General features: G+C 53.9%; 13 protein-coding genes and 1 pseudogene. 5 read left to right on the forward strand and 9 right to left on the reverse strand.

Annotated features, from left to right (window positions below; genetic code table 11):
• Nucleotides 1–167 precede the first annotated feature (167 nt).
• The 3 genes from M6D81_RS30605 to M6D81_RS30615 all read right to left on the reverse strand — a co-directional run bounded on the left by M6D81_RS30605 (nucleotide 168) and on the right by M6D81_RS30615 (nucleotide 2,885).
• Nucleotides 168–1,004 (reverse strand): permease prefix domain 1-containing protein, encoded by an 837-nt coding sequence (locus M6D81_RS30605; protein WP_262681352.1) that lies wholly within the window; start codon nucleotides 1,002–1,004, stop codon nucleotides 168–170.
• A gap of 2 nt (nucleotides 1,005–1,006) precedes the next feature.
• Nucleotides 1,007–1,342, reverse strand: coding sequence for a PadR family transcriptional regulator (locus M6D81_RS30610; protein ID WP_262681353.1), 336 nt, complete (start codon nucleotides 1,340–1,342; stop codon nucleotides 1,007–1,009).
• Between the two features lie 604 nt (nucleotides 1,343–1,946).
• Nucleotides 1,947–2,885 (reverse strand): aldo/keto reductase family protein, encoded by a 939-nt coding sequence (locus tag M6D81_RS30615; RefSeq protein WP_262681354.1) that lies wholly within the window; start codon nucleotides 2,883–2,885, stop codon nucleotides 1,947–1,949.
• A 189-nt stretch (nucleotides 2,886–3,074) separates the two neighbouring features.
• Between M6D81_RS30615 and M6D81_RS30620 the strand changes: the two genes are divergently transcribed.
• The gene (locus tag M6D81_RS30620) at nucleotides 3,075–3,407 is read left to right on the forward strand and encodes a winged helix-turn-helix transcriptional regulator (protein ID WP_262681356.1); all 333 of its coding nucleotides are present in this window, start codon (nucleotides 3,075–3,077) and stop codon (nucleotides 3,405–3,407) included.
• A 51-nt stretch (nucleotides 3,408–3,458) separates the two neighbouring features.
• On the opposite strand, the gene M6D81_RS30625 is transcribed toward M6D81_RS30620, so the two are convergent.
• The 4 genes and pseudogenes from M6D81_RS30625 to M6D81_RS30640 form a co-directional block, all read right to left on the reverse strand.
• Nucleotides 3,459–5,543, reverse strand: coding sequence for a serine hydrolase domain-containing protein (locus tag M6D81_RS30625; protein WP_262681357.1), 2,085 nt, complete (start codon nucleotides 5,541–5,543; stop codon nucleotides 3,459–3,461).
• Nucleotides 5,544–5,682: 139 nt separating this feature from the next.
• Complete coding sequence (locus M6D81_RS30630) at nucleotides 5,683–6,393, reverse strand: MOSC domain-containing protein (RefSeq protein ID WP_262681359.1); 711 nt, start codon at nucleotides 6,391–6,393, stop codon at nucleotides 5,683–5,685.
• 57 nt (nucleotides 6,394–6,450) lie between these two features.
• A pseudogene (locus M6D81_RS31950) lies at nucleotides 6,451–7,209 on the reverse strand (HAD-IIB family hydrolase).
• A gap of 70 nt (nucleotides 7,210–7,279) precedes the next feature.
• Entirely contained in the window at nucleotides 7,280–10,048 is a 2,769-nt protein-coding gene (locus tag M6D81_RS30640) for a hypothetical protein (RefSeq protein ID WP_262681360.1), read from the reverse strand.
• Between the two features lie 216 nt (nucleotides 10,049–10,264).
• On the opposite strand from M6D81_RS30640, the gene M6D81_RS30645 reads away from it, so the two are divergent.
• Together M6D81_RS30645 and M6D81_RS30650 are read left to right on the forward strand one after the other, a co-directional pair.
• Entirely contained in the window at nucleotides 10,265–11,260 is a 996-nt protein-coding gene (locus M6D81_RS30645) for an ABC transporter substrate-binding protein (protein WP_262681361.1), read from the forward strand.
• Nucleotides 11,261–11,358: 98 nt separating this feature from the next.
• On the forward strand, nucleotides 11,359–13,053 hold the full coding sequence (locus M6D81_RS30650; RefSeq protein WP_262681363.1) for an AraC family transcriptional regulator: 1,695 nt from the start codon (nucleotides 11,359–11,361) through the stop codon (nucleotides 13,051–13,053).
• Between the two features lie 336 nt (nucleotides 13,054–13,389).
• On the opposite strand, the gene M6D81_RS30655 is transcribed toward M6D81_RS30650, so the two are convergent.
• The gene (locus M6D81_RS30655) at nucleotides 13,390–14,079 is read right to left on the reverse strand and encodes a MerR family transcriptional regulator (protein WP_262681364.1); all 690 of its coding nucleotides are present in this window, start codon (nucleotides 14,077–14,079) and stop codon (nucleotides 13,390–13,392) included.
• A gap of 168 nt (nucleotides 14,080–14,247) precedes the next feature.
• Here M6D81_RS30655 and uvrA point away from each other — a divergent pair, with 168 nt between their 5' ends.
• Both uvrA and M6D81_RS30665 read left to right on the forward strand, forming a co-directional pair.
• Nucleotides 14,248–16,749 (forward strand): excinuclease ABC subunit UvrA, encoded by a 2,502-nt coding sequence (gene uvrA, locus M6D81_RS30660; protein ID WP_262681365.1) that lies wholly within the window; start codon nucleotides 14,248–14,250, stop codon nucleotides 16,747–16,749.
• Nucleotides 16,746–17,099, forward strand: a complete 354-nt coding sequence (locus tag M6D81_RS30665) for a VOC family protein (RefSeq protein ID WP_262681366.1) — start codon at nucleotides 16,746–16,748, stop codon at nucleotides 17,097–17,099. The genes uvrA and M6D81_RS30665 overlap by 4 nt, the downstream gene beginning before the upstream one ends.
• Before the next feature lie 88 nt (nucleotides 17,100–17,187).
• On the opposite strand, the gene M6D81_RS30670 is transcribed toward M6D81_RS30665, so the two are convergent.
• Nucleotides 17,188–19,134: S-layer homology domain-containing protein (locus M6D81_RS30670; RefSeq protein WP_262681367.1), on the reverse strand; the 1,947-nt coding region annotated here is incomplete at its 5' end.

Consider the following 19,134-nt stretch of genomic DNA (forward strand, 5'->3'; position numbering starts at 1 on the left):
CGCGGTTTCTTTGCGTTTGCGAGATAGAGTTGTTGTCACGTTCACGTTCATTAATCGGTAATGTCTTCACTCCTCCATCTCTGAAGCCACTATGCGGAACAGCTTCATGGCGATAAATGCCAATACAAGCAGCATCGCCATTCGCACCGCTTTCTTCAGTTCTCTCATTATGCTATCGCCCCCCTTCGCCTCTCTACCGACCATGCCAATTGAAATACCGCATACCCCAGTACGTTGCCCAGTATAAATGCAGCCGCCCAGCCCGGCGTCAATCGCCGCTGATGATAGGCGTTCACCATCGCCCATATTGCGAACAACACCCAGTAAGCGCTCAATCCGCCGATGAATACGACATCGAACGCTGTGGAGTACTGCCTTGCCTTCAAATGGATGAACCATTCGCTGTCATTGAATGCATAATAGAAGTCCTTCCACTCCTCATCCCATATCGCCCGCTCATACGCATAAGCCGGCTGCGCCATATCGGGGCGGTATTGCATTACAATATCACCGTCACTTCCGGCTGACTGTCTCACATCGCTCATCTTGAATATGCGGACTAGCGACAATTGCTCCGTCGCCCCGACAAGCTGGCTAATCTCTGTCTCGGCTTCCTCCGAGATCGTCGACTCCCCGGCCAGCAGACTCTGAATCGTTGCCGCAATCGCCTTGTTCTCCTTGCCGTTGTTCACCTCATATGTCCAATAAGTCCCTGTCGCGACAGAACAAATGAGAAGGAAAGCAAGCGCCCCATACAGCACCCACTTGGCGAACAGCCGCTGCGCTCCGAACAATTGCCACACAATCGACCGAAGCTCCTTCTCTCCCCCGAACCGCTCAATTGCGCTCGCGGCCGCTTCCTGCTCCGACTTGCCGGTCAGCTTAAGCTCATGAACGGCGTCGATCAGATGCCGCTTCATCTCTTCCTTCAACTCCTCAATCTCTTTCCCCTTGCCGCCGGTGCCAGCGTAGACTGAATCGACGTAAGCATGAATTTCCCTCATCACTAATCTGCTCCTTCCATGAATTTATCCATTATTTCTTTCAGAAACTGCCATTCCGCACACTTCGTACGATACGCCTGCTCCCCTGTATCCGTCAGCTTGTAATACTTACGCCTGCCTCCGGCTCCCTGCTCGTCTCCCCAATAAGAGGAGATCCATTGCTGCTTCTCCAGCCGCTTCAGAGACAAATACAACGTTGCTTCCTTCATTTCGAATCTGTCCCCGCTCCGCTCTCTCACACGCTTCGCTAACTCGTATCCGTACATATCGCGCTTCCGCAGCAACGCTAATATCAGCGTATCAATATGTCCTTTCAGCACCTCTTTGTTCATTTCCAATATATCTCACCCCTCACAATCAACATTTTATTATATGGTACTTTGTAATGCAAGGTATATAACCGCATATATGTTGTTCATCTGTGGTAACGACATATGCTATAACTTCTTATCCACTAACATCACCTTGTCGTTCAATCAGACCCCGCTTATCCGATATACATCAGCTGATGCTCCTGAACACTTTCATGCAACAGAACAAATCACCCCGCTGGGCAACTGGCTTCTCCTTTCGTTCATCGGACGTTCCGTTCAGCGCTCTTACGACTGTCATCGAGCTTATTGCGTCACCAATCCCCTCCATTTTTGCTGTAACGGGTGCCACGAGGCTTAATTCACACCATGACACCCAATATCGCACATTAAGCGCCATTGCAACCGCTAGCCTGCAAATTCGTCCATTATGAACCGATTAAGCTCTATGGCAACCTTTTCAACCTCTCCTGCTTCTGCACAACACGGGCGACAAGTCGACCTTTCATTTGCTCCGCTAACTTTTTCGATCCCGTTCACCTTTGTTATCCACAATTCGGACTTGTGCATCATATCCTAAATGAGAAAAGCCGGACCGCATGCGGCCCAGCCCTGCCTTGCTATGATTCGCTTATCCGATAATTCGCTCAATCTGTGCCAGCGTCTCTTCGCCAAGCGCGATGCCTGACGCCTTCACATTCTCATCCACCTGTTCCGGTCGGCTTGCGCCGATAAGCGCGCTGGACACATTCGGCTGCCGCAATATCCAGGCCAGCGCCAGCTGCGCCAGCGAAATGTCCAGCTCCGCCGCCACTCCGCTCAGCTGCTGCGCCTTCTCCAGCCGCTCCTCCGTAATCGCCTTGCGCGCCGTCTCCAGCTTGGCAGCCCTGCTGCCCTCCGGCAAGTCGTTCATGGACGTATACTTGCCCGTCAATATGCCTTGGCATAGCGGGGAGTAGACGACTTGGCCGATGCCGCCACGCTCGCCGTATGGAATAACCTCCTGTTCAATCGTACGGTTGAACATGTTGTAGATCGGCTGGTTCGCAATAAGGCGGTCCAGCAAGTAGCGGTCCGCAATCGCATGCGCCTCCGCCATCTGCGAAGCCGTCCACATGCTGACCCCGATGTAGAGCACCTTTCCTTGACGGACCAGATCGTCCAGCGCGCGAAGCGTCTCCTCCATCGGAGTGTCGGGATCATGGCGATGGCAGTAATACAGATCGACATAATCCGCACCAAGCCGCTTCAGGCTGGCGTCGCACTGTTCCATAATATGCTTGCGGGACAATCCGGCGTCGTTCGGCCCATCGCCCATTTTGCCGAATACTTTCGTTGCCAGCACATAAGATTCTCTGGGATACGCCTTCAGCGTCTCGCCCAGCAGCTTCTCCGCTTCTCCCCGTTCATATACGTTAGCCGTATCAAAAAAGTTGATGCCCGCCTCGTAAGCGCGCTGAATGGATTGCACCGCATTCTCGCGTTCCACGTAGCCGCCATATGTCAGCCAGCTGCCCAAACTGATCTCGCTTACCTTCAATCCGCTCTTCCCCAGCTTGCGATATTGCATTCGCATCCATCTCCTCTACGATTACTGATTCTATGCTGAATTCATGCCCTCTAAGCTGTCTTCTTCCTTATTGTAGTGAAGTTTCGCGCAGGGGTGAAGTAGTGAAATATTATTCACTTTATTATACGGAATGTAGCAACTATACTTAAGGTTAGTAGAAGAGATACAGTAACGAAAGGAGAACTGGCTATGTCTGCGAACAATTATGTTCCAAAAATCCCCTGCGTCATCGCATGCGATATCGAGAAAACGCTGGAAGTGCTGGGCGGCAAATGGGCGTTCCTTGTCCTGAGAGAACTGTTCGGCGGAACGAAGCGGTTCGGCGAGCTGCAGCGTTCCATCCCTGCCGTCAGCCCTCGCGCCTTGACGACCACGCTTCGCCATCTGGAGGATAAGGGCGTATTGGAGCGGCAGGTATTCCCCACCGTCCCGGTCACAGTGGAATATACTTTGACTCCGAAGGGCGAAGATCTTCACCGGATTATTAAAGAGATGAAGCTATGGGCGGCAAAATGGACATAAGCCCCGTTGAAAAAAGCCCCATGCCCATCTACGCCGTTTGCACCGTTAGCGCTATTGCGCTTGCCGTGCCGCTATCAGCTGCTCCAGCACCGCTTGCTGCGGCACCGTCAGCAGCTTCATGAACAAGGCAGATTGCTCAGCCCGGCTAAGCAGCCGCTTCGACTGAAAGTCGATCGAGCCGTCTTCCAGCGCCTCTGTCTCCGGGCCGTAATAACCGAAGCCGGCGAGCATCTGCACCGCAGGCACCGCCCACGCGTCTGTTCCTTCCGCCAGCGGCACGTCGTCGAACAGCTCCGAAGGTACTTCCGCATTCAGCAGTCGCCATACGATAACTGCCGCTTCCTGCCGCGCAATTGGCTGGTCAGGGTTGAACAGGCCACCCGGCTTGCCTTGAATCAGCCCCATCTTATAGGCCATCTCAATATACTGGGCGGATGGATGATTGACAACATCCGCGAACGGCGTATTACCATCCGTGGAGATCGGGACGATGCCCAGCCACGTCCATAGATTCTCCACGAACTGTCCTCTTGTCACAGCGTCTTCCGGATTGAAGCTGCCTCCTGCCGCATTGTCATAGAAGCCGAGCGACTGCATCGCTTCGATATATTCCCGATAAGGATGCTCCGCATCTACATCCGCGAACCCGGCAGCTTCTTCGCCTCGTTGCGCATACGTATATGCATGGAGAACAGGCTCGTTCATATAAGCGACATCGCCGTTCTCATCCAACTGGAACGCCGTCAACTGGTAGGTCATCCGGTCGAAGAACAGCGTCTCCTCCACTTGAATGAGCGGTCGCGGCCCGACGAATGCGTCGCTGATGACCAGCCCGCCCTCTTCCCCCTTGGTAATGTAGGACAGAAGGGATGCCGTACGCAAATTCCGGTAATAGCCTGTGAATTTATCCAGCTCATTCTGGGACTTGGGCACGTAAGCGCCATACTTAAGCGGCTTGGCATATTCCGGGAAGAATGCTCCGATGAACTGTGCATATACACCGGAATAGAGCTGCCCCATCTTCGTGTAAGTCACGAACACCCCGACATGCTCGTCTGGAAGGAAGAACAGGTAAGTGCTCGTTCCTCCGATGCCGCCCGACTTGGCAATTACGCCCGTGCTGGCCCCGGCGGCCGTCATCTGCATCGGCGCCTCGAAGCCGTATGTCGCCTGCGGCAGAAGCGGATGAATCGCAACCCGATATTCCGTCATGCTCTTCACGCCGTCAGGGGATAAGATGCTTTCGGAACCATACTGTCCCCCGTTCAGGAAAGCTATCATGAACTTCCCCATATCCTCCGCCGTGGACAGCATGCCCCCATCCGGCATATACGTCGGCTTCGTCGCATAACGCTTCATTGGCTGATCCAGCGGGTCATACTCCGTCACCATCCGGGAAGTCAGCTCTTCGCTCATTGCGAAGCTGCTGCTCGTCATGCCTAACGGCTCGAATAGATGCTGATCCATGTACTCCTGATAAGGCATTCCGCTTACATTTTGCACAATAAGTCCAAGCAGACTGGAAGCAAAGTTGTCGTACATATAGGAAGTTCCCGGTTCTCTCACTACCGGCGGGAAGTTGTCACGGATATAGGATTCCAGCTCATAAGCCGTATCGAGATCATAATGAATATCGTCCTGATTGCCCTCGTGAATTCGGAAACCTGTCGTATGCTTCATCAAATCTGCAACTGTAACAGGATTATCGAACGGGTTCTCAAAGGCAATGTTGCCGATATGCTTCCGAATGTCATCCTCCAGAGCCAGCTTGCCTTGTTCGACCAGTTGCATGGCAGCTGCCACATTGAACGACTTGGAGACAGATGCGATGCGGAATACGGATTCCGCTGCATCTACAGGTTGTCCGCTCTCTCTGTCGGCGTAGCCGTACCCCTTCTGCGCCAGCACCTCGCCATCCTTGACGATAATAGCGGAAGCCCCCACATACTGCGACTTCGCTTCATCCGATAGGAAGATGCTGTCCAGGAACGCTTCCGCGCTGGTCGCATTCAGTTGTTCGCCAGGAGGCACGTCCAGCACTTCCGGTTCGGCGGCAGCCGCCGATGGAGCCAACAAGCCCATGCACAGCAATCCTCCCGCCAACGTCGCAGTCCATCTTCTGATTCTACTCATCATCAGCTTCCTCTCCATTCCCGACATATTCGATCAACTTGAATATAGCACAGAAAATGGAGTACTCCCGGCATATAAGCCGCATTTAAGCAAGAGTTAAGATAGAAGAAAGGGAAGCGCCTTAAACGCAACGATCAGCACTTCAAACCTCGTATACGCTATCTCCAACAGTTATTATCCCCGTCTCCTTCACGGAAGCGTATACGCCAAAGCATAGGTCCAGCCCTTCATTAATCTGCTTGAGCAAGCTGGCGTCGCGCTCTGTTGTATCCGGGTCCATCGTAACGATGCTGCAGCGGTCGCAGCGGGAATCCACCTTCACCACTGCGTTGCCCATCCGCAAGGAGCGGCCGATCCACGCCTCATCCGTTGCCGCAAGGTCTTCCGTCTCGATGATGAGATTGGCGCGGAACCGCCTGCTGTCCAGCTTCTTGCCCCATGCCTGCTCCAGCTTGTCCAGCATGGGGGCAAGGAGAATTAGGATGCTGCCTTCATCGACGGACATTAGCTCCGGGTATTCGGGATGAGGCGCTCTCCGCTCTCTCATCGTAATCGGCCTTCGTGCGTGACGGGCCATCTCCTCTAGCAGCTTGTCGCCCCAGGAGAAGGTTGCGCCTTCCGGTGATCGGACGATCAGTTCATCTTCCAGCAGTCTTGCCTCATAGGTCAGCATCTGCGGGATGTCTCGTGCCGTGACGAAGCTGTTCCAGCCTTGCTTCGACTCGTCGCTGAACGTATAGAAGCGGTCGCCGTACAAGCCGTAGCTCTCCACTTGGCAGCTGGTCAAGCTTTCGCCCGCGAACGACTTGACGGGATAACGCCACACCTCGGCTATACGGCCAATAGGTTTCATGGGGAATCGAGCCTCCTTATATTACATAACAAAGGGAAGCCTTCAAGCTCCCCTATCTCACCCAAGCTCTCTTAATTTCTCTATGATTCTCTCTTCCGTCTCTTCACTATTCCCTTCATGCGGAATCGACTCTGTCGCGTGCTTGGCCAATTCTTCATGGTAGCCGATCATGACGGAACGGGATGCGTTCATGAACATCGTCACATCGTTGGCATCGTTGCCGAATGCGATATATCCCCCTCTCCGCACGTTCAATCGTTGCAGTGCTGACCACTTATGAATGCCCGGCGGGCTGATATCGATGACGTTCTCCTTGCCATGCCGATGCAGGACCACGTCAAGCTCCTACAGTCTCTCCGCCAATGCCTCCATATCGGTCGCAGACAAGACCAGCAGCTTCACAATCGCTTCATGAGCGTCGATATCAACCTGCTTCGCCAGCCCTGCGGGATCAAGGTTGTTCCTGATGGGATGATCCACAGTACCGGTATAGCTGTAATCCCAATGCCCGTCGGCGAGATATGCGGCCTTATACTGCTTCAGAAGCTGCTTCAACTTGGCCGATTGATCTTCGCAGAAGCTGCTGAAGACGATAATATCTCCGTTCCGAGCTGCCAGAGATCCGTTCCCGCCTAACATCGTATAACTGTGGAGGCGCTCCGGCAGCACGGGCAACATATCTCGTATCGGTCGAGCCGATGCGAATATCACTTCATGCCCTGCGGCGGAGAGCCTCTCTAATGCTTCGACTATTCTATCCGATAGCGGTTTTCCCCGGAAGCATATAGTACCATCCAGGTCGAATACGAATTGCATAACCACTCTCTCCCGTCTCATCTATGATGCGAAGCTTTGTTCATACGATTATATAGTTGAATGGCTGGTTCTACAACTCCAGCTTATCCTCTATGAGCAGCCCGTTCAGTTCGGGCATAATAACATCCCTCTGCCAATCCTCTGTCTTCAGCGTACCGAAATCATAAAATCGCCATTGTCCGTCTATTTGTTTGAGAGTTCCTTCAAGATGAGCCGCTTTCCCGATCGCATAGATCAGATTGAAGGTGAACGTCACTTTAATCGTATCCGGCCGCATCAGCTCGGCGCCGATTGCCGGCCAAGGGAATGCCCGCCATGGATTCCCGGCTTCTTCGAATTGGGCTCCGGCCTTCCTCAGTGTCTGGAAGCCGGGGTTGCGCCACGCCCGGTCCATGAACAGCTCTCTAAGCCTCTCTTCGTTCATCGGCCCGTCGTCTGGAAAAGCGTTATCCGTCATACGAAGCGCTTGAGCCAAATGCAGCGAGTAATTCATCATCAATGGGCTAAGCGCCGCATCCTCAACCGCCTTGCTCTTCGTTCCGATTAGCTTGAGGGACCGTTCCTCCATATCCGGCACCCACTCCAGCACATACCGCCCCTCTTCATAGTCCAGTATGGATTGCATGACAACGGCATCCCCTTGACGCACGAATGGCGCATGCTGCACGATGGAGATACGCTCGCCATCCGCCTCCCCCGACGGAAGCGCATAACGGAACGACAGCGGGAAAGCTTCCCCGCTCTTCGTCACGGCGTATGCGTACAGCGGGCTTCCGCTTCCGGAGAAGCCTGTCGAATATGAGAATTGCTTCGCTTGGAAGAAGAGCACATCGTAATCCCGGAACGAAAAGCTCCTCATCTCCCCGACTTCCCCGTCCTGCTCCAGCTCGATCCCGTCCAATCGTGTCAAAACGGTATTACGCCCGTTGCGATCGCGAAAGGATACCTCATATGAACCGTAAGCGTTATGGATGACGCCATTCCTACTTCCCATCTCGCCGGGCAACGCCGTCAACAGCAAACTTCCGTATCGGCTGCTTCCCTTTACGCGCAGTTGCTTCTCCTCAAGTTTTCGGACTTCACGGTCAGCGGCATCCCACCACTTGTGCGGCTCTTCATAGAAGAAGGAGGACGGCAGCTGGGGCAAGGCGTCTTGCCTGCGGACCGTCTCTTCCTGCTTTAGCTGAATATATTGAATAGTAGGTCCCTCATTATCCGCGCTTCTGTGCCAGAATACGCCCCACTCTCCGGCGACAGCTTGCAGTGCGTACTCTTTATCGAAGTAAGCCGGCTCCAGCGTTTTGTTCTCCTCATCCCAGCGGTACAATAGCGCCCCCTCATCCATATACACGTTCAATATATTTTCATGTGCATGCCACTGATAACCTTTCACTCCCGGTTCCCATACTTGGCCTGCGCTTCTATCCAGCAACAGGAACGATTGCGAATCATGGCCGAAGCCGTCTAGCTTTTGAACGGCCTCGTTCATTTCTCTGACATCTGGCACAATCTTTAAGCCCTCCGCCTGGCCGCTCTCTACATCATATAGCTGATAGCCGACCTTCTCTTTCCACCAAGTACCGTCTTCCTGCTGCTGTCTGGGCGTATACACTTCAAGCAACAGATAATTCTCATCCACCCATCCGTATGCGTTAATTCGCTTGGCCGACGGAGCCTTCAAGCTGCGCACAAGCTTGCCGTCCCGATTGTAGACGTCAATGCCTTGCGCGAACACATAATGCGCATTGTCCCAGGACATGCCCATCGTGTCATCCCGCGGCGCATACTCCAGGAAAAACAGACTGCCATCCTCGTTCCATTGAATGCCGTTATCCATCGGCATCATCGTCCCCTCCATACTGATCACGCCCACCACTTCTCTCGTACCGGTATCTATTACCCCATAATGGTTGCCCGGCATAATCTGATTGCGGTCGACGAACCGATAGACGAAGCGCCCCAAGTCAGGAGATGGGAAGAGTAGGCTGCGCGGAGGTTGGCTGCCGCTATCGCCGAACGCGGGATACGTCGCTGGAGAGTCGTAGACGGCCGGGCTGTAACCGCCTTCCCATGGCAGTACCCACATTTCCCCCCGGAACGTCGTCACCATAAGCTTCTGCAATAAGCCTTGCTCATCGTACAGCGGATAACCCTGCATAATGAAATCATCCCGCTCCGCTTCATCCCGCTGATCCACCAGCCAGAAGTCCGGAACCAGTGTGCTTAACCCGCCTGTACTCACATCCAGACTCATGAGGCTGTAACTCAGCTGCTCATTATCCAGACTGTGCTTCAAGAACCATACCTGATTATTGCCCGAAGGATAGAGTTGGGGAGATCCCTTGTAGTCATAGCTGTCGCCCAACGTCTCGAATAAAGGATAAGTCTCCGCCTCACCCGTCTCCGGACGAACGACTACAGCATCGTATATACGGCTGTCTCCAGCCTTCGATGACCTCTCTGTCATATGTACAATCGCATTGCCTGCCTGCACGGTCCCGAGCAGCGTGACATACTGCCCCGTCCCGAAGCGCAGCCCGAAGCCGTCCTCCATCTCCGCCAAGGCAATAGACAGCTGCTCCGGCGGCAGTATCTCTCCGGCTTGCTCATCCTGCTTCTCTGGGGCGGCGAGCTGGAGCTGCGCAGCGGAGCCCATATCCCGTGCAGCTTCTCCTTCTCCGTTATCGTCATCCATGTCGGCAGATGCCAGCTTGCTCACAGTGGCCGTCCTCACATTGTCGCCGCTCCCCCTTTCGTCCGCTTCCTTCCACCCCGGCAACGTTAGAATAGCAACAACAAAGCCTAGCAACACAATCATCATAACGATGGACTTGCGCATGGGCATTCTCCTTATTAAGCGTATATCCGCTTGAATAAATTGGATATATATTCCTCATTTCATGAATAGACGCCATAAACATAACAAAGTTGCATTTTCTACGGCCCAGCATACCGTTTTGTACAAAAAAAGAAACCTAAATCTCCATTGAATAGCCGATGCGTCGGGACTATAATGATATTTATTCTCAATTACATGCGAAGGGGATTTGTCACCATGCAAGGAAACGTTCATACTCGCTCCATCATGCTTATATTCATGATCTTTGTCCTGCTGCTGTCAGGCTGCAGCAATGCTGGGAACGGCGGCACAAGCCCGGCAACGACAGACACGCCGCCCGAGGAGACGGCGATTGTCGAACAGCCGGCAAATACTCGCACTTATACGGATTTCACTGGACGGCAGACGAATATTCCGGCCAATCCCGAGAAGATTGTTCTGCTTGGCGATAATCCCGGAGACTTGCTCGCGCTTGGCGTGAAGCCGCTCGGCGTTGATTGGATCAATGAGCGATATGTATACGCCGATCAACTGGAAGGGGTCGCGGATATCGGCTATCCTCACAATGTGGAGAAGGTTGTGGAATTGAACCCGGACCTTATTCTTCAGATGAGCTTCACCCCCGACAAGGATGGTCCTACTTACGATACGATGAGCAAAATCGCGCCCGTCGCTTATATTGACCGCAGCCTCCCTACCGGGGAGCGCGTGATGGAAATCGCCAAGGCCCTGGGCAAGGAGCAAGCCGCCGAGCAGTGGCTGGCTTCCTATGACATGAAGGCCAAGGCGATGTGGGAGCAATTGGGCTTGGCCGATGGAGAGACGGCTACCGTCTACCTCAGTCTTGGCGGCAGCTATTACGTCATGGGCAACTATAGCTTTACGACGACTTTGTATCAAGACGGCGGATTCAAGCCGACTCCCCAAGTGCAGGAGCTGATCAATGAAGGCAAGCGCTTCGCGTCCATATCGCTTGAAGTGCTCCCGGAATATGCCGGAGATCGTATCTTCTTGCTGAGCAAGCCGGATTCCGATGATGAGAAAGCGGCGGCGGAGCTTGTCTCAAGCCCATTATGGAGCAACCTTCCTGCCGTTCGGAACGGACGGGCGTATACGGGGGACATCATATGGAATGCGAATGACCCTATTACGATGGAACGTCTGTTGGAGGTGCTGCCGGGCATGATGGAACAAGCCGTTGTGCAGCCCTGAATCGGAAGGGAAGAAGACTCAAGACAACGCTCTTGATCATCTTCCCTTTTTTGTTTATTATATTGATAATGATTATCAATATAATAAAGGGGATAGACATGGTGAGCGACGCACATGGCAACCCTCAGAGGAACCCGATGCTTTATCACTTGAGCGATATTCACCACATCTACCGTTCCGGGCCAATCGCACTTCCCGACTTGCGCCTCCGTTATGCCCTTGTCGCATGTACGGAAGGCGAAGGAACGATTAAGCTGGCAGACGAATGCTTCTCGTTGCAAGCAGGGGATTGCTTCTTGCTGCCGCCTCAGTCATCCAAGGAATGGACTGTTCTTGAGGAAGCCGTTATGCGATTTACGATAGCCGCCTTCGATGTGTTCGCGGTCGGCCCTGCCCGTTCCATTGAAGCGGCATCCCATAATAATGCGGATGTCCCGCCTTGCTTTACATTGTTGACGACGCCTTATCGCCTGCGGCTTCTCCAACTGATTCATCAGCTGAACAGTCCGGGACATACCGTTCATCCGTGGCATCACTTGCAGTTGAACATTACCCTGCAACAGGCCCTCCTCCTTCTGCTGCGGCAATGTGTGCAAGAGTGCGATGACAGTCTGATCTGCTGCAACGATCGGGCCAAGCAGTATATTCATGAGCACTATCACGAGCCTATCACCGTTGAAATGCTAGCCGAAATTACGGGGTTGTCCTGCAGGAAGTTCAGTGAGGCATTCCAGGAAGCCGAAGGAATGAAGCCGCTTCATTACATTAATAAGGTGCGTCTTGAGCATGCGCGGAAGCTGCTGCTTCATACCGACCGCACGTTGAAGGAAATAGCCTCAGCCGTCGGCTTTCACGATGAATACTACTTCAATCGCCGATTCAAGGAGCATATGGGCATGCCTCCCAAAATATATGCCAGAATCTATCGCCCGCGCTACAGGCAGAAGGATGGCATTGTCCCGAAGCCCTATCCCATTCCGAGTCCACATGGCGATTCCTCTGCCCGGGTTGTCGTAACGGGCACATTACTGGGGGAAGTGCTCGCTCTTGGCTGCAAGCCTGCAGGTGCAGAGCTGACGATCATCGGCGATCAGGTCGTCTATCAAGACTTAATGGGCGGTATTCAAGACGTCGGCATACTGGGTGAAGCGGATCGCATTGCCGCTCTGTCGCCGGACCTTATTCTACTGGGCTATCCGTACCATCCTGCCTATCGCAAGCTGGCCGCTTCGGCCCCGACTGCGATCATCGACTGCTACTTGCCTCCCGAGGACAGATTGCGTTACGTCGCCGTGGCGTTAGGTGCCGAGAAGCAAGCAGCCGACTGGCTCCGTCGAAATGAAGAAAGCGTCATGGCTATGTGGGCTTCCATTCACGCAAACGGCCAGACGTTGGGCACGGCCTCAGTATTGCTGCTCCAGCAAGGAAGCCTCTATATGATGGGCAGCGTCGGACTTGCCGCCACTATCTATCATGAATACGGCTTCCTGCCGCCACCGGCTATGTCGGAGCAATTGATCCAGCCAAGATTGCCCTATATGGAAATTGCCGCGGAGCAATTGCCTGCGCTTGCGGGCGACACGATCTTTCTGCTCGCCGCCACGGATGCCGCCACGAAGCAGCAGTTCTACAGACTGCAGAGGCTTCCCTTGTGGAACAAGCTGGAGGCAGTCCGTTCGGGCAAAGTGCACAGGCTGGTCAGCGGTTGGAATTTCGACGACCCTATTACCAGACAGCGATTGCTGATCCTTCTTCCTGCGCTTCTGCGAAGCCAATCGACGCATGCGCAGTAATCCGCTTTCCTATAGAGTCAGGCCAATTCTCGGTCATTAGCTAAGAATGCGTATCGACGGATGCAGATAAGATGAATATATAGCCAAAATTAAGTACAATTAAATCAGGCTATATTATTCAAGTTCGCATTAATCGGCCGAAAGAGTAGCATGAAATCCAGTTCTTAGTGACAATCAGTGCGTTTCCACGAAAATAATGACATAAAATCCAGTTAGTTAGATATGCGGTAGGAAGATACTTAGAATGTCATCCAAATACGCTAATCCGATGCTCCGCACCTTCACTATCCCCACACACATCCCTCCGTATCTTCACCAACCTTAATCGCTCTCCCGCTACTCCCCTTCTTGCATTAAGCGGTATAAATAATAGCTGCCGCGCAGCTGGTTTTTGTTCTGCACATTCAAATAATCCAGCGCGGCCCGCGCAGCCGTAATCGCATAATCCAGCCGGTCGTTATCAATATCCGCGATAATCCGCTTAATGACGTCGAGCGACCAGATGGCCGATTTCAACGTGCGAATCGTCAGAATCTGCCGCAGATTGGACGGACTGAACACCCGGTAGCCGTTATCCGGGTCCCGCTCCACCGTCAGCAGCCCCATCTTCTCCCAATGGCGGATCGCGGACGCCGGAATAAGCGTATATTCCGCCATCTCGCCAATTGTCCATCCTTTCTTCCGCTTGTGCAGCGGCAAGAGCGTCTCTGGCTCCGACTCCAGCGCCTTTATCGTTTTCTCAGCGATCGTCTTATCCCGGAACAGCTGCGCCTTCGAATCGCTTATCAGCCATAACGCTTCCTCCTGCCGCCCGTCCAGCACCAGAACCAGCACTTCCCCTGTACGCTGCATGCCGAACCCGTCCTTCATCGCCACGATACACGAGAAGTAAGCGTAATGCTCTTCCGTATAGACCCGGTACCCGCTCTCTGTACGTTCAACCTCCGGTACAATACCCATGCTTTCGTAATGGCGGAGCGATGATGTACTTACCTTCAACTGACGCGCGATGTCAACAGGACGCATGACTACCCCCTCCTTGCTCCGACTGTATTTCTTCATCTCAAAAACCTTCAACTATATGTACAATGTTATAACCCATTCTCTCCGTAAAATAAAGAGTTGAGTGACAAAACTTTAGTACTTGCATTCATGTAGTAAGCTGAAGTGGAAACGAATCAAGGAGGCGAAAAAATGAAGAGCATCATCATTAACGGCGCCAGAGAGAACAACTTAAAAAATATTACGCTGGCCATTCCTAAGCATAAGCTGGTCGTGTTAACCGGACCTTCAGGCTCGGGAAAATCGACGATCGCGATGGATACGCTGCAGCGCGAATGCCAACGGCAGTATGTGGAGTCGATGGGAATGGTTGCCGACGCCATCGGCAAGCCCAAGGTCGATTCTATTGTGGGATTATCCCCTTCCATCAGCGTCGGCCAGCATGTGACGAACCGCAATCCGCGATCGACGGTAGGCACCTCCACCGACATCCACCAATACCTTCGCTTCTTATACTCCAGACTGGGTGAACGCGCTTGCCCTTCCTGCGGAGGGAGCGTTCGGCAGCCGCTGGATGCCGGCATGAACCCTGCCGCCGCCGAAGAAGAAGACGAGCAGCGCGCCTTCCGTTGTCCGCACTGCCGGACTGAGCTGGAGCTCATGACGATGGCGCACTTCTCCTTCAACAAGCCGGAAGGAGCATGCCCGGCATGCGGCGGCCTCGGCTACCGCTCCAGCTTGCGTACAGAGCTCGTATTCGATCAGAGTCGAAGCTTCAGGGAAGGAGGCGTCACCTTCCTATACGATGCGCTCATCCAATACTACGGCAGTATCATTGAAGCAGGAAGCGAGTACTACGGGTTCCCCTTCGACATGGACACGCCTATCGGCGACTATGCCGAAGCGACACGCGACTTCTTGTATTACGGCGCTGAGAGCGAGCCGTTCATGCGCCACTATCCCGGCATGAAGCCTCCGAAGTCGGTGACGGCGGGCAAGTTCGAGGGTATCGTTACCGGCATGTGGCGGAGATACAAGGAGAAAGGCGGCGAGCCTGGCGCCATGGAGCGCGAAGGCAGCTACTTCGCCAATGCCGACTGCGATTGCTGCAAGGGGACGAAGCTGCGGGAGGAGATCCGGCAGGTGCAGGTGGCGGGTGCGTCCATTGATCAGGTATCCGCGATGTCGCTGGAAGAGACGCTCGCCTGGACGCATTTGTTGAAGGAGAGCGTAGAAGAAGAACGCCTTCACCTGCTGGAGAGCGTCATGAACGACTTGCCGCAGCGGCTGGAGAGGCTGATTGACGTCGGACTGGGCTACCTGTCGCTTGACCGCCAGACGATTACGCTCTCCGGGGGCGAAGCGCAGCGGATTAGATTGGCTTCACTGCTGGGATCGGGCCTTACCGGGGTGCTCTATATTCTCGACGAGCCGACGACGGGATTGCATGCGCGCGATACGGCGGGATTAATCCGCATATTGGAGCGGCTCAAAGATCTTGGCAATACCGTGGTCGTCATCGAGCATGATGTCGACGTTATGCGGGCGGCCGACCATATTATCGATATAGGCCCGGGAGCCGGCTCACTTGGCGGTGAAGTGGTCGGAGAAGGCAGACTGGAGGAGCTGGTCGCGAACGAAGCTTCCGTCACCGGCTCCTACCTGCGAGAGGAGAGCAAGCTTGCGGCTCGAAGCAAGCGCAAGGCCGGCAACGGACATGCCGTTACGATCAGAGATGCGCATGCGCGCAACCTGAAGCATATCGATGTCGCCTTTCCGCTCGGCTGCCTCATCTCTGTGACCGGCGTATCCGGCTCGGGCAAGTCCACGCTGCTGTTCGAGCTGCTTGCGGAGAGCAAGAGCGGGCAATGTCTGCCGGAGGGCTGCGGCGGTATAGCCGGATTGGAACATGTCGAAGAGATCGTTACCGTCGACCAGAGCCCAATTGCCCGCATGCAGCGCTCCAATGTCGCCACCTACACCGATGTGTATACGATTCTGCGCAATCTATACGCCGCTCTCCCCGGCGCCAAGCGTCAGCAGCTGACCGCGAAGCACTTCTCCTTCAATACGGCGGGAGGCCGCTGCGAGACTTGCCAGGGACTGGGAACCGTCAACGTCGATATGAACTTCCTTCCCGATCTGGAGATGCGCTGCCCGGACTGCAGAGGCCGCCGCTTCCAGGACGCCGTGCTGTCCGTCACATATGAAGGCAAGTCGATCTCCGATGTTCTGAATATGTCGGTGCAAGAAAGTCTGGTGTTATTCAGCAAGCATAGCAAAGTGGCGGCAATAGTGGAGCTGCTGTGCGAAGTGGGGCTTGGATACTTGCAGTGGGGGCAATCCATTCGCACCTTGTCCGGCGGCGAGGGGCAGCGGATCAGGCTGGCGAAGGAGCTGGGCAAGCGTTCGAAAGGGCATACCCTCTATCTGCTGGATGAGCCGACGACCGGCTTGCACCCGACGGATGTTCAGCGGCTTAGCGTATTGCTGCACAAGCTGGTGGATGCCGGCAATACTGTTATTGTCGTCGAACACAGCCTGGAGCTGATGCGGGAATCCGACTGGATCATTGACATCGGTCCGGAAGGCGGCATGAAGGGCGGCGAGCTGATGGCGGCAGGAACCCCGGAGCAAGTGGCGGCGGTCAGCGCTTCCTACACTGGCCGATTTCTGAGGGAGGCGATCAGATGAAGCTGAATCATGTCAACCTAACAGTGACGGACGTTATAGCCGCACGGCAGTTTTTGGAGAAGTACTTTGGCCTCTGTAACTTGGACACGAGTGGAGATACGCGCAGCGATGAGGCCTTCGCTGTATTGCTGGATGATGATGGATCAGTCATCACATTAATGAAGGGAAAAGAGGTGCGGTATCCCCGAACGTTCCATATCGGATTCATCCAAGAGAGCGAGGAGCGAGTTAATGAGCTGAATCTTCGTCTGCGGAATGACGGCTACAATGTTGCGCCGCCGAAGAGATCGCATGGATGGACCTTCTACGTGCAAGCCCCGGGCGGCTTTACTGTCGAAGTACTTGCCTGAGCGACGCCACTGTCCCGAAATAACATCACGCATATACATGGAAGGAGGGGCTGTCTCATAAGGAGACAGCCCCTCTCTAATTGCTGCGTTAGATCAACCCGGACCGCTTCAGCAATCGCTCCACCATAACCGCAACTTCGGCTCTGGTAACAAAGGATTGCGGCGCAAGCTCCGAGCCGCTTCTTCCTTGAAGGACGCCTGCCTGCAAGCTGACTGCAAGGCTCTCCTTCGCCCAAGGAGATACATCTGAAGCGTCCGCATACCTATCAAGCGTAGAATCGACGGATGAAGACGCGTACTGATCGTGCAGTCCCGTTATCGCCATTGCGTTGGCCATAATGGTCGTCGCTTGCTCTCGCGTGATCTTCGCATTCGGGCGGAAAGTTCCATCATCATAGCCGGCGATTAGTCGATACGCATACGCAGTATTGACCGCACTGCTGTACCAATCTGATGCCTGAACGTCGGAGAACGGCGTTGCTCCCGATTGCGGCTTCATACCTAGCGCACGAACGATGATCGCGGCGAACTCGGCGCGTGTAATGTTCGTATCAGGAGTATAATTGCCGCCCCCCGTCCCATTAATGACCATCCTTGAGCCCATGTCGTTAACGGCATCCTTCGCCCAATGACGGCTCATATCACCGAATTGAACCGGATTCCACACCACCGCATACAAACTGTTGGTCAAGCTGTTGATGATCGCATACTGACGGCCATCAATCACTTCGAATGATGTCGGCACATGGCGAACCATTCCGTCCGGATCGATGATGACGCCAGTCGTTACCTGATTCCGATCGACACCTTCCGGAAGTAGAAGTGTACGCTCCACATAAGCTCCGAATGTGTCTGCTTCAATGGAAGAATCGCCGTGCGTTACGATAACTCTGAAGCTCACCGGATTGGCGGCAAGCTCGAATGAACCTTCCTTGGCGGCATTTTCAGCCGTATTTAGCGTATCCGCCGCCGGCATGACCAATTCGACGCGTACGCCGACATTTTCCGAAGAGATGTTCTCTCCCAGTTGCGCCGCCAATCCATCAATGTTGATCAGTTCGGCCGGAAGCGTATAGGTTGCATATTCCGTCTTGAATTCCAGGATGACCTGCTTGTCTTTCAAAAAACGAAGCAACTGGCCGCTAAGCTGGGTGGCGTATAAATCGGATTCATTCCTGTCCTTTAGCGTAATCACAGCGCCGTCCGCTACTGCCTTCAGCTTTTCCATTAAGCTCTGGTCATCTAGCATAATGGTAGTTTTCGTGTAATTCTCCGATCTGTTAACGGCCTCGCTCCCCAAGTCCACTTCTTTTCCGTTCACGAAAGTTCCTATGAACATTTCACTTGGGCCTCTGGATGCCGCAACCGTCATGAAATTCCAGGTTGTCTTATCCAATATGCCTGCATATTCCGTATTCTCTACATCTCTGAACGCTCCTGCATCGATCTGAACGTAATAACCGGTTCCGGAATGCAGTGTCTCCACATTTACAACTACCTCCGCACCTGCAATCGTCACCTTCGTCGTATCGGCTGCATCAATCGATTCTACAATGCTGTCGTCTTTTATTTTTTTGATCACAATAGACCTGCCCGCTACAGCCGTCACATTCTCGCTGAATACCAGCTTGAGATCGTCATCCCATCCTACTGACGCCGCTTCGTCCTCCGGATAATATTCGCTTACCGTAGGCGCCGTTCCATCGTATGCGATAGTGAACTCCGCCGCCGCTGTATTGCCGTTGCTCGCCGCATCGACCGCAGCTCCCGCCGCCAGATTAAGCGTGACTTCCCCGTGCGCAGCGGGAGTAATGTCTGCCGTATACGTGATGTTATCCGTTGTCGACAGATTGCTCGCTGTTCCATTCGTCACTGCGATGTCGCCCACCGTGAATCCGGTCACTTCTTCGCTGAACGTGATCGTTACGCCGAACGGCTTGCTCGTCGTTGGATCAGGCTCCGTCGATGTGATGGCTGCCGTTGGAGCCGTCGCATCGTAATCGATGCTGTAATCCGTCGCTGCCGTATTGCCGTT

This window comes from Paenibacillus sp. J5C2022 (assembly GCF_025567625.1).
GTDB lineage: Bacteria > Bacillota > Bacilli > Paenibacillales > Paenibacillaceae > Pristimantibacillus.

What these genes read in the sequence shown, in the direction of transcription:
- M6D81_RS30645 (WP_262681361.1), top strand. Translation starts at nt 10,265, where the DNA reads ATGCAAGGAAACGTTCATACTCGCTCCATCATGCTTATATTCATGATC.
- M6D81_RS30630 (WP_262681359.1), bottom strand. Translation starts at nt 6,393, where the DNA reads ATGAAACCTATTGGCCGTATAGCCGAGGTGTGGCGTTATCCCGTCAAG.
- M6D81_RS30665 (WP_262681366.1), top strand. Translation starts at nt 16,746, where the DNA reads ATGAAGCTGAATCATGTCAACCTAACAGTGACGGACGTTATAGCCGCA.
- M6D81_RS30650 (WP_262681363.1), top strand. Translation starts at nt 11,359, where the DNA reads ATGGTGAGCGACGCACATGGCAACCCTCAGAGGAACCCGATGCTTTAT.
- M6D81_RS30640 (WP_262681360.1), bottom strand. Translation starts at nt 10,048, where the DNA reads ATGCGCAAGTCCATCGTTATGATGATTGTGTTGCTAGGCTTTGTTGTT.
- M6D81_RS30655 (WP_262681364.1), bottom strand. Translation starts at nt 14,079, where the DNA reads ATGCGTCCTGTTGACATCGCGCGTCAGTTGAAGGTAAGTACATCATCG.
- uvrA (WP_262681365.1), top strand. Translation starts at nt 14,248, where the DNA reads ATGAAGAGCATCATCATTAACGGCGCCAGAGAGAACAACTTAAAAAAT.
- M6D81_RS30615 (WP_262681354.1), bottom strand. Translation starts at nt 2,885, where the DNA reads ATGCAATATCGCAAGCTGGGGAAGAGCGGATTGAAGGTAAGCGAGATC.
- M6D81_RS30605 (WP_262681352.1), bottom strand. Translation starts at nt 1,004, where the DNA reads ATGAGGGAAATTCATGCTTACGTCGATTCAGTCTACGCTGGCACCGGC.
- M6D81_RS30620 (WP_262681356.1), top strand. Translation starts at nt 3,075, where the DNA reads ATGTCTGCGAACAATTATGTTCCAAAAATCCCCTGCGTCATCGCATGC.
- M6D81_RS30625 (WP_262681357.1), bottom strand. Translation starts at nt 5,543, where the DNA reads ATGATGAGTAGAATCAGAAGATGGACTGCGACGTTGGCGGGAGGATTG.